Raw genomic sequence first — 21501 nt, 5'->3', positions numbered from 1 at the left:
CCACCACCTATATCTACACCCCCCCCTTTACACTCTTCCCCTCCACCACGCTCTCCCGATCTGGCCGTAGCGGACGCGACGAGGCCCGCGCCCCCTCGACGGGGGGCGCGGGCCTCGGGCCGTTTGCCGCTACTTGGTGAGAAGCTGCAGGTCCTTGATGATGACCGGCTTCTTCGGGGCGGTGGCGCCGCCGTTGCCGGTGATGTCGCCCTCGTTGATGACCAGGTCGTCCTGGTTCTTGGCGACCGCCTTCATCACGTCGAGCCCCTTGGTGACCATGCCGAAGGTGGTGTAGTCGGCGGGGATCTGGGTGTTGTCGTTGCTCAGCGAGAAGACGAACTGGCTGTTGTTCTGCCCCTTGTCCTCACCGGCCTGAGCCATGAACACGATGCCCTCGACGATCGGCATGCCGAGGTTCTCGTCGCCGTAGACGTAGCCCGCGGTGCCCTGCCCGTCGGTCTTGTTCTTGCCGTCGCCCTTGGCCAGCGGGTCGCCGCACTGCATCAGGTGCAGGCCGGAGACGTCCGGCGTGACGTACCGATAGCACGGGGTGTTGTCGTAGAAGTTCTTCTTCGCCAGGAACGCGAAGGAGTTCAGCGTGCACGGCGTCACCGCCGGGTCCACCGCGATCTCGACGTCGCCGATGTTGGTGACGATCTTCATCGTCTTCCACTTGAGGCTCGGCTTCGAGGGCGGGAAGCCGACGAACTTCTTCGGCACGTCCGCGGTGTCCTTCTTGTACGTGCAGCTCACCGGGCCCGCCTTCTTGGGGGGCGCGGTCGGCGCGATCGAGGGGGCAGTCGAGGCCGGCGCCGACGTCGAGGCCGACGGGGTGGGGGAGGCCGCGGCCTCCGGCTTGCCTGCATCGCTGCTGCCGAGCACCGCGGTGGCGGCGATGATGCCGCCCACCACCGCGACCACGGCCACGCCCGCTCCGATGACGGTGTTCCGCTTCGCCTTCGCGGCCTGCGCGGCGCGCTGCTCCTGCCGCTCCTTGTGCTCGCGCGCCAGCTCGCTCTGGCGGTCTTCGCCGCTCACCGGTATGTCCTCCAGGTTTGCCGTCACATGACCAAACAACTCCGCGAATGCTACCGGCCGCGAAATGTGCTGGACGTAAGTGACGGAGGGTGCTCATGGGGCAACAGCCACGATGGCCTGCCATAGCTGAGAAGAAGATGAGAAATCCGCTCGTCAGGCGGCAGATTACCGTGTTCACGCACCAGGCCGTGGTGAGATCCGTATCGGATATGAGAACGGAGTCGTGACATGTTCGACGAGATCCTCGGCCTGCCCGCCCACCCACTGATCATCCACGCGGCCGTGATGCTGACACCCCTGCTCGCGGTGACGGGCATCGGCTACGCGCTGGCGCCACGCTTCCGCCCCCACCTCGCCTGGGCGGTGGTGCTGCTCGCGGTGGCCGCCCCCGCGAGCGTGTTCGCCGCCAGGGAGAGCGGCCTGCGGATGAAGCAGGCACGCCAGGTGGGCGGCGAACTGGTCGAGACCCACCAGGGCTTCTCCACGCCGCTGCTGTGGACCACGATCGGGCTGGCCGCTGCCGGTCTGGCCCTGGTCTACAGCGCCAAGAAGTACGGCAAAGTGCCGACCGCGGTCCTGTCGGCCGTGACGGTGGTGCTGGCCGGGGCCGCCGGCTACTACGTGTTCAGGGCCGGGCATTCGGGCGCCACCATGGTCTGGGGCGGGTAGGCTCGCTTTGTGGAGAGCTTGTTCGATTCGGCGGCTGAGGAGGCGACGCCGCAGCCCCTCGCGGTCCGGATGCGGCCCCGCTCGCTGGACGAGGTGCTCGGCCAGCGCCATCTGCTCGGCCCCGGCACCCCGCTGCGCCGCCTGGTCGAGAGCGAGGCGCCGATGTCGCTCTTCCTCTGGGGCCCGCCCGGCACCGGCAAGACCACCCTCGCCTACGTCGTCGCCGGCGTCACCGAACGCCGCTTCGTGGAGATCTCCGCGGTCTCGGCGGGCGTGAAGGACGTGCGCGCGGCTATCGACACCGCCCGGCGCGAGCTCGGCATGTCGGGGCGCCAGACCGTGCTGTTCGTCGACGAGGTGCACCGCTTCAACAAGGCCCAGCAGGACGCGCTGCTGCCCGCCGTGGAGAACCGCTGGGTCACCTTCATCGGCGCCACCACCGAGAATCCGTTCTTCTCCGTCATCTCGCCCCTGCTGTCGCGCTCCCTGCTGCTCACCCTGGAGTCGCTGTCCGACGACGACATCAGGTCGGTGCTGGAGCGCGCCGTCGGCGACCCGCGCGGCCTGGCCGCCCGCAACACCCTCGCCCCCGAGGCCCTGGACCACCTGGTCCGGCTCGCGGGCGGCGACGCCAGGCGCTCGCTCACCTACCTGGAGGCCGCCGCCCTGCTGGACGGCGACATCACCGTCGAGGTGGTGGAGAAGGCCGTCGACAAGGCCGCCGTCCGCTACGACCGGCAGGGCGACCAGCACTACGACGTGATCAGCGCGTTCATCAAGTCGATGCGGGGCTCCGACGCCGACGCCGCCCTGCACTACCTCGCCCGCATGATCGAGGCGGGCGAGGACCCGCGCTTCATCGCGCGCCGGATCGTCATCTTCGCCTCCGAGGACGTCGGCATGGCCGACCCCACCTGCCTGCAGACCGCGGTCGCCGCAGCTCAGGCGGTGCAGCTCATCGGGCTGCCGGAGGCGGGCATCAACCTGGCCCACGCGGTCATCCACTGCGCGCTGGCGGCCAAGTCCAACGCGGTGGTCAAGGCCATCGGCGCGGCCTCGGGCGACGTCAAACGCGGGCTGATCGGCCAGGTGCCCAACCACCTGCGCGACGGCCACTACCCGGGCGCGGCCAAGCTGGGCCACGGCGACGGCTACAAGTACCCGCACGACTTCGAGCACGGCCTCGTCCGCCAGGACTACGCGCCCGAGGAGGTGCGCGCGCGCCGCTACTACGAGCCGACCAGGCACGGCGCGGAAGGGCCGGTCGCCGAGCGGTGGGCCAGGATCCGCGACTTCCTGCGCGGTTCGTGAGCCCTGCGGCCCCGCGAAGAGCCGCCCGCCACGCGTGTGCGGCGGGCGTGTGGCCGCGATCCGGCACGATAGGGTCTTCTCCATTCCATGATGCCTACGGGGACGGATCCGCAGATGCTTAGCGCGGGAGAGGTCGCCGGCCTGGTCGTCGCCATGTTCTGGGCGATCCTGGTCTGCTTTCTTGCGATGGTGCTCGTCAAACTCGCACGGCTGCTCACCGAGACCACCAAGATGGTCTCCGACCTGAGCGACCGCGTGGTGCCGCTGATCGAGGACGTGACCGTCACGGTCAACGAGGCCAACCGTCAGCTCGTCGCGGTCGAGGCCATCACCAAGGACGTCAAGCAGGTCAGCGGCCACGCCGCCAAACTGAGCGCGCTCACCCAGACCATCGTCACCGGGCCGCTGATCAAGGTCTCCGCGCTGACCCACGGCGTGCGCCGGGCCCTCGACGGGCGTGGCCGCGGACGCGGCCGGGGGCGGCGGCGATGATCCGGCGGCTGTTCTACCTGTCCCTCGGCGCCTTCGCCGCGGTGTGGGTGATGCGCAAGCTGCAGACCCTGCACCCCGAGCACGTGGCCCGGAGGGCCGCGGGCGGCGCCGCGGGCATGCTCGCGCAGGTGAGAGACTTTACCTCGGACGCACTCGGCGAGGCCGCCGACCGCGAAATCGAGTTGCGGGCCCGCTTCGGGCTCGACGACCCTGGAACACCGACTAACGCAAAGGATGGCCGCTGATATGGAGTCGGCAGAGATCGCCCGCCGCTTCCTGCGCTTCTTCGAGGAGCGTGGGCACAAGGTCGTGCCCTCGGCCAGCCTGATCGCAGAGGACCCGACGCTGCTGCTGGTCCCCGCGGGCATGGTCCCCTTCAAGCCCTACTTCCTGGGCCAGCGCACGCCGCCCGCCAAACGCCTGGTCAGCGCGCAGAAGTGCGTGCGCACGCCCGACATCGACGAGGTGGGCAAGACCACCCGGCACGCGACGTTCTTCCAGATGCTGGGCAACTTCTCCTTCGGTGACTACTTCAAGGACGACGCGATCCCCTTCGCCTGGGACCTGCTGACCAAGTCCGAGTCCGACGGGGGCTTCGGCTTCCCCGAGGAGAAGCTCTGGGTCACCGTCTACCAGGACGACGACGAGGCCGCCGACATCTGGCACAGCAAGGTCGGCGTGCCGAAGGAGCGGATCCAGCGCCGCGGCCTGGCCGACAACTACTGGCACATGGGCGTGCCGGGACCCGGCGGCCCGTGCTCGGAGATCTACTACGACCGCGGCCCGGAGTACGGCATCGAAGGCGGCCCCGTCGCCGACGAGAACCGCTACCTGGAGGTCTGGAACAACGTCTTCATGCAGTACCAGCTCAGCGAGGTGCGCAGCAAGACCGACTTCGACGTCGCGGGCGAACTGCCGAGCAAGAACATCGACACCGGCATGGGCCTGGAGCGCATGGCGGCGATCCTGCAGGGCGTCGACAACATCTACGAGATCGACACCACCTACAAGATCCTCGACCGGGCGGCCGAGCTCACCAAGGTGCGCTACGGCCGCGACGCGCGCGCCGACGTCAGCCTGCGCGTCGTCGCCGACCACGTGCGCACCGGCACCATGCTGGTCGCCGACGGCGTCATGCCCGGCAACGAGGGCAGGGGCTACGTCCTGCGCCGCATCCTGCGCCGCTCGGTGCGCAACCTGCGCCTGCTCGGCTCCGGCGAGGACCGCTACATGCACGAGCTGACCGCGGTCGCCATCGACGTCATGGGCGAGCAGTATCCCCAGCTCAAGGTGGACGCGCCGCAGATCCACGGGGTCATCGACGCCGAGGAGGCGTCGTTCCTCGGCACGCTCCGCACCGGCACCGCGATCTTCGACGTCGCGGTGGAGGAGAGCAAGCGCAAGGGCCTGACCACCCTCGGCGGCAACCAGGCCTTCCAACTGCACGACACCTACGGCTTCCCCATCGACCTCACCCTGGAGATGGCCTCCGAGCAGGGGCTCAAGGTCGACGAAGAGGGCTTCCGGCGGCTCATGAAGGAGCAGCGCGAGCGCGCCAAGGCGGACGCGGCGGCCAAGAAGACCGGCAACGCCGACATCTCCGTCTTCGGTCAGCTGCTGGAGCAGGCGGGCAAGGTCGAGTTCCTCGGCTACGACCTGACCAGCGCCGAGTCGAGCGTGGTCGGCGTGCTCGTCGACGGCGTCCCGGTGCCGGCCGCGGGCGTGGGCAGCGCGGTCGAGGTCGTGCTCGGCCGTACCCCGTTCTACGCCGAGGGCGGCGGGCAGCTCGCCGACCAGGGCGTGCTGCGCACCTCCGGCGCCGAGATCGACGTGCACGACGTGCAGTCGCCGATCGCCGGGCTCGTCGTGCACCGCGGCACCGTCCGCAGCGGCGAGATCAAGGTCGGCGACGAGGTGCAGGCCGAGGTCGACGTCGAGCGCCGCAGGGCGATCTCGCGCAGCCACAGCGCCACCCACCTGGTCCACCGCGGTTTCAAGAACGCGCTGGGCGAGACGGCGGCGCAGGCGGGCTCGGAGAACTCTCCCGGCCGCTTCCGCTTCGATTTCACCGCCGCGGGCGCGGTCCCGCCGAGCGTCCTGCGCGACGTCGAGGACGAGGTCAACTCGGTGCTCGTCAACGACCTCAAGGTAAACGCGTTCTACACCTCGCAGACCGAGGCCAGGGCGATGGGCGCGCTGGCGATGTTCGGCGAGAAGTACGGCGACGAGGTCCGTGTCGTCGAGATCGGCGACTACTCCCGCGAGCTGTGCGGCGGCACCCACGTGCACAGCTCCGGCCAGCTCGGCCTGGTCAAGGTCCTCGGCGAGAACTCCGTCGGCGCCGGCGTGCGCCGCGTGGAGGCGCTGGTCGGCATCGACGCCTTCCGCTTCCTGGCCCGCGAGAGCCTGCTGGTGGCCCAGCTCACCGAGCAGCTCAAGGCGCGCCGCGAGGAGCTGCCCGAGCGGATCGAGGGCATCGTCACCCGGCTGCGCGCCGCCGAGAAGGACCTCGACAAGCTGCGCTCCGCCCAGGTGCTCGAGATCGCCGGTGAGCTCGCCGCGCAGGCGCGTGACCTGCACGGAGTCTCTGTCGTCACGCACCGCGCGCCTGATGGCACGGGTGCCGACGATTTGCGTAAGCTCGCGCTTGATGTGCGCGGCCGATTCCCCGGTGACCGTGCGGCGGTGGTCGTGATCGCCGGCGCGCCAGCGGATCGCCCTGTGGTCGTCGCCGCGGTCAACGAGGCGGGGCGCGAGCGGGGGCTCAAGGCCGGGAAACTGGTCGGCGTCGCCGCCAAGGCGCTTGGGGGTGGCGGTGGCGGCAAGGACGATGTCGCGCAGGGCGGTGGCACGAAGCCCGAGGCGATCGACGAGGCGCTGCGCTCGGTCGAGGAGACCATCGCGGGACAGCTCGGCTGACATGAGGTCCGGTGCTCGGCTCGGCGTGGACGTCGGGTCCGTACGCGTCGGCGTGGCCCGCAGTGACCCTTCGGGGCTGCTGGCCACGCCGGTGGAGACGGTCAGGCGGGGTGCGGGCGACCTCGACCGCATCGCCGTGATCGCCGCCGAACACGAGGCGATCGAGATCGTGGTGGGCCTGCCCACCTCGCTGTCCGGGCGCGAGGGGCAGGCGGCGGCGCTCGCCCGCGCCTTCGCCCACGACCTCGCGGTACGGCTGGCGCCGACGCCCGTGCGGCTCTTCGACGAGCGGCTGACCACCGTCGCCGCCCAGCAGGGCCTGCGGGCCAGCGGGGTGAAGGCGAAGAAGCAGAAGAACGTCGTGGACCAGGTGGCGGCCGTCGTGCTGCTGCAGGACGCCCTCGACGCCGAACGCGCCACCGGAAGACCACCAGGCAGACCCGTCGATCCGCCCGCCGTGGCGGACGACGGGCCTGGCCGATGAGCGGCCGCGACGACGCGACACCACGACCGGCCGGGGACGGTGATCCTGACACGCTGCCTTTGCGGGGCGGCGTGCCGGGGGAGGCGGACACTCTGCCGATCGAGCTGGAGCCAGGGGAAGACGAGCCTGACCTTGTCTCGTCCGGCCCGGGAACGGGCGCCGGCGGTTCGCGGTCCGACCGGGAAGCAGCGGGTGGCGGTGCAGGGTCCGAGGCGGGCACGGATGACGGTGATGTCACGCCCGCCGGTGAGGACGGTGACGTCGTCCCGGCCGGTGACGATGAGGATGTCGCGCCCGGCGGTGACGACGGGGATATCGTGCCGTTCGAGACCACCGATGAGGTTGTCCCGTTCGACCCTGATCCGGGGGACGCCGAGGTGGTGTCCCAGCCGGGTGAGCGGACGCCGCCGTCCGACGCGGACGAGCCTGAGGAGAGCGGCCCGGTGGATGGGCGGCGAGCCGCCGTGCGCAGGGCCGGGATGCTGGCGGGCGGGGCGGTCGCGTCCGTGCTCGCCCTCGGCGCGGCCGGCTATCTCGTGCTCAAGCCGTACGTCACCCCGGACGACTACGAAGGTGCGGGCAGTGGCGTCGTGACGGTGCAGATCGTGCCGGGCGCGAGCGCGCGCGAGGTGGCCGGTGTGCTCGCCGAGGCGGGTGTCGTGGCCAGCGCCAGGTCGTTCGTCAACGTCGCCGAGGAGCGGGCCAAGACCGGCAGCCTGCGGCCCGGCTACTACCGGCTGCGCAAGGGCATGGCCGCGGGCGCCGCGCTCGACCTGCTGCTCGCGCCCGCCTCCCGGGTGGTCAAGCGGGTGACGCTGCCCGAGGGGATGCGCCTCGTCGAGGCACTGCCGCACATCGCCCGCCAGGCGGGACTGCCGCTGAAGGACTTCCAGGCCACCGAGACCGCGACGCTCGGCCTGCCCGGCTACGCGCGCGGGCTGGAGGGCTTCCTCTATCCGGCGACGTACGAGGTGGAGCCGGGCATGCGCGCGGCCAAGGTGCTCGGCCTCATGGTGGACAGGTTCAAGGAGGCGGCCAAGCACATCGAGCTGGAGGCGCGGGCCGCCGCCGTACGGCTGACCCCGCTGGAGGCGGTCATCGTGGCCAGCCTCGTGCAGGCCGAGGGCGGCCGGGACTCGGACTACCCGAAGATCGCCCGGGTGATCTACAACAGGCTGGCCGGGGACACCCGGCTCCAGCTCGACAGCACCGTGCTGTACGCCCAGGGCAGGCACACCCTGAAGGTGTCCGACAAGGACATCAAGATCGGCTCACCGTACAACACCTACCGTTACAAGGGCCTGCCGCCGGGGCCGATCGCCAGTCCCGGAGAGAAGGCGCTGATGGCGGCGCTCCACCCGGCCGAGGGAGATTGGTACTGGTTTGTGACCACCGATCCGGAGCATAGAATCACGAAATTCACCAACAAAGAGAGTGAGTTCGTGAGATACCGGGAAGAGCTGAACGAATACCTCGGGACGGATTGATGCTCGTCGGGACACCCCCCATCCCGCCGGAGATCGCCCGGCGGAGGGCGAGGCCCCAGCTTGCCGCCGGGGCGCTCGCGCCCGCCGCGTCCCCTCGCGCGGCTACCCTGAGTGACGGTCACCGGTCACCCGCGTGTGCCCGGCGGCCTACCCCGTTCGGCTCGGTAACCCCCACCGGTCTGGCCCGTCCTCTTGACGCCAGCCCGCTCGTACCGGGAGATTGGCCAGCGTATCTATGAACGATCTCGACATGGACTTCCTGCTCGGCGCCGAGGACGACGACGGTCGATCCGGGCGCCGCTCACGTGGTTCGGCGAAGAACGGCGGCCGCGGCCGCCGCAGGCGCAGGCGCCGCAACCGGGGCGGCTTCATGGCCCCGCTGCTCGCGCTCATCGTGCTGGTCGGCGTCATCGGCGGCGGCGGATACTACGGCTATCTGTGGCTCAGCGACGCGCTCGTGCCCGATGACTTCCCCGGTCCCGGCAAGGGCGAGGTGCTCATCGAGATCCACCCGGGCGACAGTGCCGCGGCCCTGGCCCAGACGCTGGAGGAGAAGGGCGTCGTGGCCAGCGCCAGGGGGTTCAGCAACGCGATCGCCGCCGCCGGCAAGAGCGCCTCGCTGCAGCCGGGCACCTACACCCTGCGCAAGGAGATGTCCGCCGCCCAGGCGGTCGCCATGTTCGACCCCAAGTCGCGGATGCTGACCAAGGTCCCGGTGCCCGAGGGGCTGCGTCTCACCGAACTCGTCACCCTGCTGGCCAAGACGACGGGCAAGCCGGTCAAGGAGTTCACCGCCGCGGCCAAGGACGCCAAGGCACTGGGGCTGCCGCCGTACGCGAGGAAGCGGCTGGAAGGGTACGCCTTCCCCGCGACCTACGAGTTCGGGCCCAAGATGACGCCCGCCGACATGCTCGCCAAGATGGTCGAGCGGTTCAACAGCGCGGCCGAGCAGGCCGACCTCGAGGGCGCCGCCAAGCGCCTCGGCCACACGCCGCACGAGATCGTCACCATCGCCAGCATCATCCAGGCCGAGTCGGGCACATTCGACGACATGCCCAAGGTCGCCCGGGTCATCTACAACCGGCTCGACCGGGACCCGCAGATGAAGCTGGAGATGGACAGCACCGTCATGTACGCGCTGAACAAGTTCGGCATCGCGGCCACCAACGCCGACCTGGAGACCACCTCCAAGTACAACACCTACCGCTACCTCGGCCTGCCGCCCGGCCCGATCAGCAACCCCGGCGACCACGCCATCGAGGCGGCGCTGAACCCGGCGAAGGGCAGCTGGATGTACTTCGTGACCACGGACCCCAAGAACAAGGTCACCAAGTTCGCCACCACCGAAGCCGAGTTCCTCAAGCTCAAGGCCGAATTCGAGCAGAACCGCAACTGACCCGCCGCCTCCCCGACGCCCGCCTGCCCTCCGGGGCGGCGGGCGTCGCCGTACGGGGAGTTCGGTAGAGTTCCTGAACGCTGGACTGGCCGGAAGGGGTTTCGTGGTGGACGTGGGACGGGCGGCTGTGCTGGGGGCGCCGATCGCGCATTCCTTGTCGCCGTTCCTGCATCGGGCCGCCTACCGGGCCATGGGGCTGACCGGCTGGACCTACGACGCCTACGAGTGCGACGAGGCGCGGCTGCCGGGGCTGCTCGACGAGATCGCCGCGAGCCCGGAGCGGCACTGGGCGGGGCTGTCGCTGACGATGCCGCTCAAGCGGGCCGTACTGCCCCTGCTCGACTCGGTCTCCGCGGTCGCCGTCGAGGTCGGCGGAGCGAACACGGTGGTCTTCCGCGACGGCGCCAGGCACGGCGATAACACCGACGTCTACGGCATCGAGCGGGCCCTGGCCGAGGCGGGCGTGCCCGCGCCGGGGTCGGCCGTGGTGCTCGGCGGGGGCGCGACCGCCGCCTCCGCGCTGGCCGCGCTGCGCAACCTGGGCCTCGGCGAGGTCACCCTGATCGTCCGCGATCCGGCACGGGCGGGGGAGACCGCGCAGGTGGCCGAGCGGCTGGGCGTGGCCCTGGCGGTGGAGACTTTCGACAAGCTCGACGTCCTGCTCGGCGAGACCGACCTGGTCGTCTCCACGCTGCCCTCGGGCGCGGCCGACGCTTTCGCGGACCTGCTGGCCGCGGTGCCCGCCCTGTTCGACGTGGTCTACGCCCCGTGGCCGACCCGCGCGGCGGCGGCGGTGCGGGAAGCGGGCGGCACGGTCGTCGGCGGGTTCGGGATGCTGCTCCACCAGGCGGTTCGCCAGGTCGAGCTGATGACCGGCAGACCGGATGTGCCGGTGGAGGCGATGCGCGCCGCGGGCGAGGCGGAGATCCTCAGGCGGGCGAGTTCGAGCCCGGCGGGATGATTCGGAGCTCGGAGCTGGTTGTGGTAGTGTAACTCTCTGATCGGTCCGGCATGCCTGCTGGACGCGCAAGCGGAGGTCTCCCTCCCACCTGACTCGCCGAGAGGCGGGCGGGTCCAGGATCACGCCGGACTTCTCCGGGGAGCTTACGGCCATTGAGCCGGTGAGTTCAGTGGCCCCGCATGCGCGACGTGCGGGGCATTTCGCGTCTTCGGACGGGAAGCTCCCCGGCATGATCGAGCACGTAGGGATCGCAAACCTAGGAGGCCCCATCAGCACTGAGCCCCGCATCAACGAGCGCATCCGTGTGCCCGAGGTTCGCCTCGTCGGCCCCAACGGTGAGCAGGTCGGTATCGTCTCCATCCACGACGCGCTGAAGCTCGCCCAGGAGTCAGACCTCGACCTTGTCGAGGTCGCGGCCACGGCTCGTCCGCCCGTGTGCAAGCTCATGGACTACGGCAAGTTCAAGTACGAGTCCGCGATGAAGGCGCGCGAGGCGCGCAAGAATCAGGCGCACACGATCATCAAGGAGATCAAGCTCCGGCCGAAGATCGACCCGCACGACTACGAGACCAAGAAGGGTCACGTGGTGCGGTTCCTCAAGGCGGGGGACAAGGTCAAAGTCACGATCATGTTCCGCGGTCGCGAGCAGTCGCGTCCCGAGCTGGGTTTCCGGCTCCTCCAGCGGCTGGCGCAGGACGTGACGGAGCTCGGCTTCGTCGAGTCCCAGCCCAAGCAGGACGGTCGTAACATGATCATGGTGATCGGTCCGCACAAGAAGAAGGCCGAGGCCAAGGCCGAGAAGGCAGCGGCCAAGGCGCAGCGTGGCGACGAAGACGCCCTTTCCGAGCTTTCCGAACCGGAAGAGTGACGCGTAGTCCGGGCTAGCCTTACAGGCACCCAGCCACCGCCAGACGAACATGCCGCCAACCGGGCCGGCCAGCACCGGCCCGGGGCATCGGCACGGACGAATTGAGGGAGAGACGGCGCATGCCGAAGATGAAGACGCACAGCGGTGCGAAGAAGCGGTTCCGGGTGACCGGGTCCGGCAAGATTGTTCGGCGTCGGGCGAACCGCAAGCACCTGCTTGAGCACAAGCCGTCCACCCGCACCCGCCGGCTCGCTCCGGACGTGGTGATGTCCGACGCCGACACCAAGAAGATCAAGAAGCTGCTCGCTAAGTAGCGCGAACCCCCGGGGAGATACAACATGGCACGCGTGAAGCGGGCGCTCAACGCCAAGAAGAAGCGCAGGGTCGTCCTCGAGCGGGCGAGCGGTTACCGTGGCCAGCGGTCGCGCCTGTACCGCAAGGCCAAGGAGCAGATGCTCCACTCGATGACGTACGCCTACCGGGACCGCAAGGACCGTAAGGGTGCGTTCCGCCGCCTGTGGATCCAGCGGATCAACGCCGCGGCTCGGCAGAACGGCATGACCTACAACCGGCTCATCCAGGGCCTGCGGCTGGCCAGCATCGAGGTCGACCGCAAGATCCTCGCCGACATCGCGGTGAATGACAGCCAGACCTTCGCGACGCTGGTCGAGGCCGCCAAGAAGGCCCTCCCGGCGAACGTGAACGCTCCGGTCGCGAGCTGAACGTCACGCACGGATTGAAGTCCGAGGGGTCCACCATGAGGTGGGCCCCTCGTTCGCGTACTCAACGAGAGCAGGGGGCATGGCGGGATCCGAGCTGACCAATGTGAAGTCGCCGAGGGTGAAGGCGGCGCGCAGGCTCACCAAGCGGGCCTTCCGGGACCGCGATCGCGCCTTCCTGGCCGAGGGGCCCCAGGCGGTGCGTGAGGCGCTCAGGCTCGACGGCGTGGTGATGGAGCTGTTCACCACAGCCGAGGCCGCGGTACGGCACGCCGACCTGCTGGCCGAGGCCACCCTCAAGGGCGTCCCGCGGCACCGCGCCAGCGGCGAGGTGATGGCCGAACTGTCGCAGACCGTCACCCCGCAGGGCCTGCTGGCCATCTGCCGGTTCGTCCACGTCCCCCTCGACGAGGCGCTCGACGGGGACCCGGCGCTGGTCGCCGTGCTCGCCCACGTACGCGACCCCGGCAACGCGGGCACGGTGCTGCGCACGGCCGACGCCGCGGGGGCCGGGTCGGTGGTGTTCACCGACGCCTCGGTGGACCCGTACAACGGTAAGTGCGTGCGGGCCAGCGCGGGCAGCCTGTTCCACCTGCCGGTCACCACGGGGGCGCCGGTGGCGCGGGCCGTGGCGGCGCTGAAGGAGCGGGGGCTGCGGGTGCTGGCCGCGGACGGGGCCGGGACGCGGACGCTCGACGACGTCGACCTGTCGGGGCCGACGGCGTGGATCTTCGGAAACGAGGCGTGGGGGCTGCCGCCGGAGATCCTGGAGCTGGCCGACGACGTGGTCCGGGTGCCCATCTACGGACAGGCCGAGAGCCTCAACCTGGCCACCGCGGCGGCCGTCTGCCTGTACGCCTCGGCACGCGCCCAGCGGGCTCGCTGAGGGTGCCCTCGCGCGCGGGAAACCCGCTATTGTCGGCCTTGTAGGTCGAGGAGGCGGGGTACGTGCACGGCGAAGACGACGGGGTTTCCGAGCGCAGCGCCGATCCCGCGTGCATGATCGCGATCGACGAGCTGCCCGACGGCCTCATCGTCGCCGACCGCTTCGGCCTCGTCCTCGCGGTCAACCGGGCGGCCTGCCGGCTGACCGGCGTCCGCAGGGAGCGGGCGGTCGGCGCGGACATGAGCGAGATCTTCCCCTTTCGCGACCACGACGGGCGCGAGTGGTGGAAGAGCCTCGACCCCGATGCCGGCCTGCGCACCCGCACCCGGGTGCCGGAACGGCCGCTGCACCTGCCCGGTGGCCAGGAGCTGCACGTCGCGGCGCGCCTGGTGCGCGAACCCGAGCGCGGCGGCGACGTACGCCGGGTGACGATCACGCTGCGCGACGGCGGCGCCCGCACCCGGCTGGAGCGCAGCCGCGCCGACCTGGTCTCCACCGTCGCCCACGAGCTGCGCTCCCCGCTGACCAGCGTCAAGGGCTTCACCGCGACGCTGCTGGCCAAGTGGAGCCGCTTCACCGACGAGCAGAAGCGCGTCATGCTCGAAACCGTCAACAACGACGCCGACCGGGTGACCAGGCTCATCACCGAGCTGCTGGACGTCTCCCGGATCGAGTCCGGCCGGCTGGAGGTCCGCCGCCAGGTGGTCGACCTACCGGCGCGGGCGCGCAGGATCGTCGAAGGCCGGATCGCCGCGGGCGAGCCGGCCGATCGTTTCGTGCTCGGCGCCCGCCACGAGCTGCCCGAGATGTGGCTCGACCAGGACAAGATCGACCAGATCCTGGGTAACCTGGTGGAAAACGCGGTGCGCCATGGACGCGGCACCGTGACAATAGACATCGAATCCGTCGGCTGGGGAGTTGCCGTGTCAGTACGTGACCAGGGTGAGGGCGTGCCGCCCGAGCTGGCCCCGCGCGTCTTCCGGCAGTTCTGGCGCGGCAACAGCCGCAGGCGCGGCGGCACCGGGCTCGGCCTGTTCATCGTCAAGGGCCTGGTCGAAGCGCACGGCGGCACGATCACCGTGCAGCGGGCCCCCGAGGGCGGGGCCGAGTTTCGATTTACCGTGCCCACCGGCACGCCAGACTTCGCCTGAAACACGCGACAGCGGCCCGGTGGGCTCCACGGCGGACGATCCCCGACGCCGACCCGACTAGACTCGGGTCCGCTCAAGCCCTGGATACGGAGCTCTCTCTTGTCTGACTACGACCCTGTCGAGGTGACCCCGTTGCACGCCGACGAGATCGCGCGCATGGAGGCCGACGCCCTGTCCGCGATCAAGGCGGCCGGCGACCTCGACACGCTGAAGCAGGTCCGCCTGGCGCACGCCGGTGACCGCTCGCCCATCGCGCTGGCCAACCGGGAGATCGGCGCGCTGCCGCCCGCGGCCCGCGCCGAGGCGGGCAAGCGCATCGGCGGCGCCCGCAAGACGATCAACGAGGCGCTCGCCGCCCGGCAGGCCGAACTGGAGGCCGAGCGGGACGCCAGGGTGCTCGTCGAGGAGACCGTCGACGTCACCCTCCCGTGGGACCGCGTCCCGCACGGCGCCCGCCACCCGCTCACCACCATGCAGGAGCGCATCGCCGACACCTTCGTCGCCATGGGCTACGAGGTCACCGAGGGGCCTGAGCTCGAAGGCGAATGGTTCAACTTCGACGCGCTCAACATCGCCACCGACCACCCGGCCCGCTCCGAGCACGACACCTTCTTCGTGGAGTCCACCGAGTCCGGCATGGTGCTGCGCACCCAGACCTCGCCGGTGCAGATCAGGGCGCTGCTGCAGCGCCCGCTGCCGGTGTACGTGATCTCGCCGGGCAAGGTGTTCCGCACCGACGAACTCGACGCCACCCACACCCCGGTCTTCCACCAGGTCGAAGGGCTGGCCATCGACGAGGGCCTGACCATGGCGCACCTGAAGGGCACCCTCGACCGTTTCGCCGAGGTGATGTTCGGCGAGGGCATCACGACGCGCTTCCGGCCCAACTACTTCCCCTTCACCGAGCCGTCGGCGGAGATGGACCTCAAGTGCTTCGTCTGCCGGGGCGCCTCGTCGGTGCCCGGCAACCCGCCCTGCCGTACCTGCAAGTCCGAGGGGTGGATCGAGTGGGGCGGCTGCGGCATGGTCAACCCGCGGGTGCTGGTCGCCTGCGGGGTCGACCCGTCGAGGTACTCCGGATTCGCCTTCGGCATGGGCATCGAGCGGACGCTGATGTTCCGCCACAACGCCGAGGACATGCGTGACATGGTCGAGGGAGACGTGCGCTTCACGCTCCCGTTCGGAATGGAGATCTGATGAGGGTCCCGCTCTCCTGGCTGCGGGAGCTCGTTGACCTGCCCGCCGTCACCGCGCACGAGGTGGCCGACAAGCTCACCGCCGCCGGGCTCAAGCTGGAGTCCGTGACCTCCTACGGCGACGACATCAAGAACGTGGTCGTCGGCGAGGTGCTCGAGGTCGAGGAGCTCGCCGGCTTCAAGAAGCCGATCAGGCACTGCCGCGTCGAGGTGGGCGAGGCCACGCCGCGCGAGATCGTCTGTGGCGCCACGAACTTCGTCGCCGGCGACCGCGTCCCGGTCGTACTGCCCGGCGGCGTCCTGCCCGGCGGGTTCGAGGTGGGGGCGCGCAAGACGTACGGCCGCCTGTCCGAGGGCATGATCTGCTCCGAGCGTGAGCTCGGCCTGGGCGACGACCACGACGGCATCATGGTGCTGCCCGCCGACACGCCGATCGGCACCGACGTGGTCGAGCTGCTCGGCCTGCGCGACGACGTCATCGAGCTGGAGATCACCCCCGACATCGGCTACGCCCTGTCGGTGCGCGGCGTGGCCCGCGAGGCGGCCACCGCCTTCGGCGTCGACTTCCACGACCCCGCCGCCGTCGAGCCGCCCCAGGCGCAGGGCATCGCGTGGCCGGCGTCGATCGCCGACCCGACCGCGTGCGACAGGTTCGTGCTGCGCGAGGTCACCGGCTTCGACCCCGACACCACCAGCCCGCTGTGGATGCGGGTACGGCTGACGCGCTCCGGCATGCGCCCGGTCTCGCTGGCCGTCGACATCACCAACTACGTGATGCTGGAGCTGGGCCAGCCGCTGCACGCCTTCGACCGCTCGAAGCTGACCGGCGGCATCGTGGTGCGCCGCGCGCTGCCCGGCGAGAAGCTGGAGACGCTCGACCACGTCGTACGCACCCTGCAGCCCGAGGACATCCTGATCACCGACGAGTCGGGCCCGATCTCGATGGCCGGCACCATGGGCGGCCTGCACACCGAGATCTCCGCCGCCTCGACCGACATCGTCATCGAGGCCGCGCACTTCTCGGCCACCGGCACCTCCCGCGAGTCCCGCAAGCACAGCCTGGTCTCCGAGGCGTCCAAGCGCTTCGAGCGCGGCGTCGACCGGGAGCTGCCGCTGGCCGCCTCCTGGCGGGCCGTGCAGCTGATGGTGGAGCTCGGCGGCGCCACCGCCGCGCCCGGCGTCACGCACGTCGAGGTCGAGGTGGAGCCGGCCCGCATCGCCATCCCCGTCGACCACCCCGGCAACGTCGCGGGCGTCTCCTACTCGCGGGAGACCGTGATCCGCCGCCTGGAGCAGGTCGGCTGCACCGTCGTCGACGGCGCCTTCCCCGCTCTGCGCAAGGGCGGCGTCGACCCGACCGGCGTGGTGTCCGGCGGCGCGCTGGCGGCCAGGCTGGCCGTCACCGGCGACGACATGATCACCGTCACCCCGCCGTCGTGGCGTCCCGACCTGACCGACCCGAACGACCTCGCCGAAGAGGTCATCCGGCTCGAAGGCTACGAGAACCTGCCCTCGATGCTGCCGAAGGCCCCCGCCGGCGCCGGGCTGACCGAGGGGCAGCGGCTGCGCAGACGGGTCGGCCGCGCGCTGGCCGCCGCCGGCTACGTCGAGGTGCTGGCCTACCCGTTCGTCGGCGAGCGCGACTTCGACAACCTGCAACTGCCCGCCGGCGACGCCCGGCGCAGGGCGGTGCGCCTGGCCAACCCGCTGTCGGAGGACGAGCCGCTGATGCGGACCACCCTCCTGCCCGGCCTGCTCAAGACCCTGGTCCGCAACGTCGGGCGCGGGTTCGGCGACATGGCGCTGTTCGAGAGCGGCCTGGTCTACCGGCCGCGCGACGGCGCCCCCGCGAGCGCTCCCGTGCTCGGCGTCGACCGCAGGCCGTCGGAGGAGGAGCTGGCCTCGGTCGCCGCCGCGCTGCCGCGCCAGCCGCAGCGAGTCGCGGTCGTGCTGGCCGGCGAGTTCGAGCGGTCGGGCTGGTGGGGCTCGGGCCGGGCGGCGAACTGGGCGGACGCCGTACAGGCGGCCCGGCTGGTGGCCGGGGAGGCGCGCGTCGAGCTGGGCGTCACCGCCGACCAGCACGAGCCGTGGCACCCCGGGCGCTGCGCCGCGCTCTACGTCGGCGACACGCTGGCCGGTCACGCCGGCGAGCTGCACCCGCGGGTCATCGAGGCGTACGGCCTGCCGCCGCGTACCTGCGCGATGGAGCTGGAGCTGACCGTCCTGGAGACGGCGATGCCCGGCCCGGCCGAGGCGCCCCCGGTGTCCGGCTACCCGGTTGCCACCCAGGACGTCGCGCTGATCGTGCCGGTCTGGACCCCGGTCGCCGATGTCGAGGCGGCGCTGCGGGACGGGGCGGGCGAGCTGCTGGAGTCGGTGCGGCTGTTCGACGTGTACACGGGGGCGCAGGCGGGCGAGGGCAACAAGTCCCTGGCGTACACGCTGCGCTTCCGGGCCGCGGATCGGACGCTGACGGCCGAGGAGACGACGGCGGCGCGGGACGCGGCGGTGGCGGTGGCCGCCGACCGCGTGGGGGCGCAGCTGCGCGGCGCCTAGCGACCACGGAAAGGGCCCGGAGTGTTCCGCACTCCGGGCCCTTTTCGCGTCTCAGAGCTTGTCGATCTCGGTGAGGTCGATGTCGACGTCGAACGGGACGGTCAGCTTCAACCGATCGTGGTGGATGCCGGTGATGGCATAAATGCCTGTGGAGGGATCGAGCTCGTACACGTAGACGACGGGCCTGCCTTCCTGGTTCTCCACGCGCCAGAAATGGGGAAGCCGGGCCTCGGCGTAGAGCAGGGGTTTGCGTATACGGTCGCGGAGTTCGGACTCCGGAGAGACGACTTCGACGACCAGGACGACATCCTGAGCCTGATAGAAGGTCTCGTTGTCGTTGCGCACGGCATCGGCGTGGATGAGGGTGAGATCCGGCTCCGGGCGCTGTCTCGGGTTGAGCGCAACACTCATCTCTCGGCGCACACGCAGGGTGTCCGGAGCCAGCCGACGGAGCTCGAACTCAAGGAGGGAAAGCGTGCGCATGTGGAAGGAAGCTTGGGGGCTCACGAACACCAAGCTTCCGTCAACCAACTCTGTGTGCGCAGGCAAATCCGGAATGTGATCGAGGTCTTCCGCCGTGAACCCTCCGGGCGGCGGAAAGACCCAGTCTGGTAGCGAAGGAGTCTCGGGAGTCTCCATCCCCTGCATCACCGCTTCGGCCGTCATGGCTCTACGGTAGCAATCTATGACGTTCACGCCTCGTGAACGAGCATGCACGCTCAGAGTGTTCGCGGAAGGGTGCGGGCCGGAAGTTATCATCTGGGGCGTGACGACTCTGCTCGTGTTCGCTGACAAGGAAGACGCCGAGGAGGTCGCGGAGACGCTGGCGGAGCGGTTTCCGGACATCGGGGCGCCTCGGGTGGTGCGGGAGACGCTCGCCGGGGAGGACGACGGCGAGGACGCGCAGTGGCTCGTGGTCGTCGAAGGGCTCGGTGAGCGGGCGCTGGCGGAGGCCGACGCGCTCGCGGAGGAGTACGACGGGTGGCGCGAGCAGGGCTGACCCGCCGTTACGTCGGCCGCGAACAGCGCTTCACCCGGCGCCGCCCCGGCGCGCGCGCCAGCCCCATCCCCGACCCGATCGCCCCGTGGTCGGCGGTCGGCGGCAACTACTCCGACACCGAAGCGCTGGAGGTGTTCGCCAAGATGGAGGGTCGCTAGTCCGCCAGGGCGGCCTCGCGGCGGGCCTTGCCGGCCAGGGCGTGCTCGTCGGTCCTGGCGTCGTAGCGGCGGAACTTCGGCAGCAGCCCGGCCAGCGCCAGCACCGCGGCCACGCAGATCATCCCGCCCGCGCCCAGGGCGAAGCGGGTGCCGCCGAGCTGCGCCATCAGCCCGGCCCGCGCGTTGCCCACCATCGGGCCGCTGGCGTACGACAGCAGTTCGATGCCCGCCAGACGGCCGCGCAGCTCGTCGGGGATGGTCTGGTTCCACATGGTCATCCGGAAGATGCCGCTGGCCATGTCCGCGGCTCCGGCCAGGGCCAGGAACGTGAACACCCACCAGATGTTCGGCACCAGCGCCGCCAGCGCCACCGCCGCGCCCCACAGGCACGCCGCGACGATCACGCCGAGGCCCTGGCGTTGCACCCGCGCGGTCCACGCGCCGGTGAGCGAGGCGATCAGCGAGCCGACCGCGCCCGCGGTGTAGAGCAGCCCGGTCGCCTCCGGCGCGCCCATCTCCTCGGCCAGCGCGGGATAGAGGGCGGTCGACATGGCGAAGACCATCGCCGCGATGTCCACCAGGTAGGTGCCCAGCAGGTCGGGGCGGCCCGCGGCGTAGCGGACGCCCTCGGCCACCGCCTTCAGCGAGGCGGGTGCGGCGTCCTCCGGCGGCGGCACCGCCCTGATGCGCCACAGCAGCACCAGCGAGAGCAGGAAGCTGACCGTGTCGATGCCGTAGGCGGTCGCCGGGCCGTACACGGTCACCAGCACGCCGCCCAGCGCGGGCGCGGCGATCGCGCCGATGTTCCAGCGCAGGCTGGCCAGCACGGCCGCCGCGCCGAGCTGGTCGTGCCGCACCACCTGCGGGATCATCGCCTCCAGGCTGGGCCGCTGCAGGCTCGCCAGGCCCGCCGACAGCGCGCCCACCACGTAGATCAGCCACACCTGCGGGTCCGGCAGCATCGCGTTGACCATCAGCATCGCCGAGGTCACCGTCAGCCCGATCTCCGACCACAGGATCACCCTGCGCCGGTCGAGCGCGTCCGCGATCGCCCCGCCCCACAGCCCGCACACCACCATCGGCACGAACTCGGCCAGGCTGACCGCGCCGACCGCCAGGTAGGAGCCGGTGACCTGCCAGATCTGGTACGGCACCGCGACGAGACTGATGAACGTGCCGAACATGGTGATCACGCCTGACCCCATGAGCAGGCGATAGTCGCGAGAGTCGCGCAGTGGCCCCAGGTCCATCTTGAGATGGCCGATCAGGCGCTTGAGAGGTCCGGACACGAGACCCCATCATCCGTGGCCGCGTGACCCGCGAGCAAATGCTTTTCCGCATGCGAAGAGGGCCCCCGCGCAGGCGGGGGCCCTCTTCGGGCGGGATCAGGCGGGGACCTTGTCGAGGAAGCCGATCACCTGCCGGATTCTGCCGTCCTCGGCCAGCCGTACCACGTCGAAGCCGACGGCCAGCGGCTCGGCCGCGCCCTCGGGGGCCAGGTGCCAGGTGAAGCGGGCCACGTCGTGGTGGGCGTCGTCCACCTCGCCCGCGGTGAACACCAGGCCGGGGAACATCTGCTGGGCGCCGGCGATCACTGCGGCGATGGCCTCGTGCCCGGCGACGTCTGCCATCGGGTCGGTGTAGGTGCCGTCCTCGGTCCACAGCAGGGCCACGGCCTTGGCGCGGGCGTCGGCGTCGGTCTCGTTCCAGGCGGCGAGATAGCGTTCGACCAGGGTGGCGGTCATGTCGATCAGGTCCTTTCAAGGGAGGGGCTCAGCGGGCGGCTTTGCGCAGGCCCATGATCTGCAGTTCGGCGAAGACACCGACGACCAGGGCCTGGGCGATGGCCCAGACGGCGCCGAGGACGGTGAAGTCCAGCAGGCCGGTGACGACGGCGCCGATGCTCGCCAGCGTCCAGACGATGTTGGCCGCGATGACCACCCGGGTGCCGGTGCGGTTGACGCGGGCGGCCAGCAGGCCCACCGCCACGCCGTACACGAGCAGGAAGGCGCCGATCCCGCGCAGCAGGCCCGCGTCGGGGCCGAGCAGGTCGCTCACGGGGCCGGCGGCCGCGAGGTAGACCAGTCCGTTGCCGCCGGTCACGACGGCGTCGAGGGCCAGCGTGATGCGCAGGAACCTGGTGCGGTCGGCGGTGAGGGTGACGGCGGTCATTTCATACTCCTTCAGGTTTTCCTTCCGATGAGGCAACC

23 protein-coding genes are annotated in these 21501 nt (G+C 70.6%); 18 read left to right on the top strand and 5 right to left on the bottom strand.

The features are described from left to right. Positions 1–129: 129 nt before the first annotated feature. Entirely contained in the window at positions 130–1038 is a 909-nt protein-coding gene (locus tag ABZ911_RS39345; RefSeq protein ID WP_358068448.1) for a peptidylprolyl isomerase, read from the bottom strand. A 228-nt stretch (positions 1039–1266) separates the two neighbouring features. Here ABZ911_RS39345 and ABZ911_RS39340 point away from each other — a divergent pair, with 228 nt between their 5' ends. From ABZ911_RS39340 to ABZ911_RS39265, 16 genes are all read left to right on the top strand, one after another. Beyond that, complete coding sequence (locus ABZ911_RS39340; protein ID WP_358068445.1) at positions 1267–1707, top strand: DUF2231 domain-containing protein; 441 nt, start codon at positions 1267–1269, stop codon at positions 1705–1707. Positions 1708–1776: 69 nt separating this feature from the next. Continuing rightward, positions 1777–3018: a replication-associated recombination protein A gene (locus ABZ911_RS39335; RefSeq protein WP_358068455.1), complete on the top strand. Its 1242-nt coding sequence runs from the start codon at positions 1777–1779 to the stop codon at positions 3016–3018. Between the two features lie 114 nt (positions 3019–3132). Beyond that, the gene (locus ABZ911_RS39330; RefSeq protein ID WP_358068442.1) at positions 3133–3510 is read left to right on the top strand and encodes a DUF948 domain-containing protein; all 378 of its coding nucleotides are present in this window, start codon (positions 3133–3135) and stop codon (positions 3508–3510) included. Then, complete coding sequence (locus tag ABZ911_RS39325) at positions 3507–3755, top strand: hypothetical protein (RefSeq protein WP_358068439.1); 249 nt, start codon at positions 3507–3509, stop codon at positions 3753–3755. Before ABZ911_RS39330 ends, ABZ911_RS39325 begins: the two co-directional genes overlap by 4 nt. Before the next feature lies 1 nt (position 3756). After that, a complete protein-coding gene (alaS, locus tag ABZ911_RS39320; RefSeq protein ID WP_358068436.1) occupies positions 3757–6429 on the top strand; it encodes an alanine--tRNA ligase in 2673 nt (890 codons plus the stop codon). A gap of 1 nt (position 6430) precedes the next feature. Next, entirely contained in the window at positions 6431–6913 is a 483-nt protein-coding gene (ruvX, locus tag ABZ911_RS39315) for a Holliday junction resolvase RuvX (RefSeq protein ID WP_358068433.1), read from the top strand. Positions 6914–7230: 317 nt separating this feature from the next. Beyond that, positions 7231–8400 carry an endolytic transglycosylase MltG gene (gene mltG, locus ABZ911_RS39310; RefSeq protein WP_358068430.1) on the top strand — a complete coding sequence of 390 codons (1170 nt, stop codon included), beginning with the start codon at positions 7231–7233 and terminating at the stop codon, positions 8398–8400. Positions 8401–8635: 235 nt separating this feature from the next. Next, entirely contained in the window at positions 8636–9796 is a 1161-nt protein-coding gene (gene mltG / locus ABZ911_RS39305; protein WP_358068427.1) for an endolytic transglycosylase MltG, read from the top strand. Positions 9797–9902: 106 nt separating this feature from the next. After that, a complete protein-coding gene (locus tag ABZ911_RS39300; RefSeq protein WP_358068424.1) occupies positions 9903–10757 on the top strand; it encodes a shikimate dehydrogenase in 855 nt (284 codons plus the stop codon). Between the two features lie 229 nt (positions 10758–10986). Further along, positions 10987–11625, top strand: coding sequence for a translation initiation factor IF-3 (infC, locus tag ABZ911_RS39295; RefSeq protein WP_358068421.1), 639 nt, complete (start codon positions 10987–10989; stop codon positions 11623–11625). 119 nt (positions 11626–11744) lie between these two features. After that, entirely contained in the window at positions 11745–11939 is a 195-nt protein-coding gene (gene rpmI / locus ABZ911_RS39290; protein ID WP_358068418.1) for a 50S ribosomal protein L35, read from the top strand. 24 nt (positions 11940–11963) lie between these two features. Further along, positions 11964–12347, top strand: a complete 384-nt coding sequence (gene rplT, locus ABZ911_RS39285; RefSeq protein WP_358068416.1) for a 50S ribosomal protein L20 — start codon at positions 11964–11966, stop codon at positions 12345–12347. 79 nt (positions 12348–12426) lie between these two features. Continuing rightward, positions 12427–13230 carry an RNA methyltransferase gene (locus ABZ911_RS39280; RefSeq protein ID WP_358068413.1) on the top strand — a complete coding sequence of 268 codons (804 nt, stop codon included), beginning with the start codon at positions 12427–12429 and terminating at the stop codon, positions 13228–13230. Positions 13231–13343: 113 nt separating this feature from the next. Beyond that, entirely contained in the window at positions 13344–14381 is a 1038-nt protein-coding gene (locus ABZ911_RS39275; RefSeq protein WP_358068453.1) for a PAS domain-containing sensor histidine kinase, read from the top strand. A 156-nt stretch (positions 14382–14537) separates the two neighbouring features. Beyond that, positions 14538–15578: a phenylalanine--tRNA ligase subunit alpha gene (pheS, locus tag ABZ911_RS39270; protein ID WP_358068450.1), complete on the top strand. Its 1041-nt coding sequence runs from the start codon at positions 14538–14540 to the stop codon at positions 15576–15578. After that, positions 15578–18133 carry a phenylalanine--tRNA ligase subunit beta gene (locus ABZ911_RS39265; RefSeq protein ID WP_358068410.1) on the top strand — a complete coding sequence of 852 codons (2556 nt, stop codon included), beginning with the start codon at positions 15578–15580 and terminating at the stop codon, positions 18131–18133. Before pheS ends, ABZ911_RS39265 begins: the two co-directional genes overlap by 1 nt. Before the next feature lie 51 nt (positions 18134–18184). Here ABZ911_RS39265 and ABZ911_RS39260 read toward each other — a convergent pair whose 3' ends face one another. Continuing rightward, entirely contained in the window at positions 18185–18799 is a 615-nt protein-coding gene (locus tag ABZ911_RS39260; RefSeq protein ID WP_358068407.1) for a Uma2 family endonuclease, read from the bottom strand. A 100-nt stretch (positions 18800–18899) separates the two neighbouring features. Between ABZ911_RS39260 and ABZ911_RS39255 the strand changes: the two genes are divergently transcribed. Both ABZ911_RS39255 and ABZ911_RS39250 read left to right on the top strand, forming a co-directional pair. Continuing rightward, positions 18900–19133 (top strand): hypothetical protein, encoded by a 234-nt coding sequence (locus tag ABZ911_RS39255; RefSeq protein ID WP_358068404.1) that lies wholly within the window; start codon positions 18900–18902, stop codon positions 19131–19133. Beyond that, on the top strand, positions 19115–19291 hold the full coding sequence (locus ABZ911_RS39250; RefSeq protein WP_358068401.1) for a hypothetical protein: 177 nt from the start codon (positions 19115–19117) through the stop codon (positions 19289–19291). Before ABZ911_RS39255 ends, ABZ911_RS39250 begins: the two co-directional genes overlap by 19 nt. Here the strand turns inward: ABZ911_RS39250 and ABZ911_RS39245 are convergent. The 3 genes from ABZ911_RS39245 to ABZ911_RS39235 form a co-directional block, all read right to left on the bottom strand. After that, entirely contained in the window at positions 19288–20580 is a 1293-nt protein-coding gene (locus ABZ911_RS39245) for an MFS transporter (RefSeq protein ID WP_358068398.1), read from the bottom strand. The two genes, ABZ911_RS39250 and ABZ911_RS39245, sit on opposite strands and share 4 nt — an antisense overlap. 96 nt (positions 20581–20676) lie before the next feature. Next, on the bottom strand, positions 20677–21036 hold the full coding sequence (locus ABZ911_RS39240) for a nuclear transport factor 2 family protein (protein WP_358068395.1): 360 nt from the start codon (positions 21034–21036) through the stop codon (positions 20677–20679). Between the two features lie 28 nt (positions 21037–21064). Continuing rightward, positions 21065–21463 (bottom strand): hypothetical protein, encoded by a 399-nt coding sequence (locus ABZ911_RS39235; protein ID WP_358068392.1) that lies wholly within the window; start codon positions 21461–21463, stop codon positions 21065–21067. Between the last annotated feature and the right edge of the window lie 38 nt (positions 21464–21501).

Source organism: Nonomuraea sp. NPDC046570 (assembly GCF_040645915.1).
Lineage (GTDB): Bacteria > Actinomycetota > Actinomycetes > Streptosporangiales > Streptosporangiaceae > Nonomuraea.
Note: the sequence above shows the minus strand (reverse complement) of the source record. Positions and strands in the feature narration are given on the sequence as shown.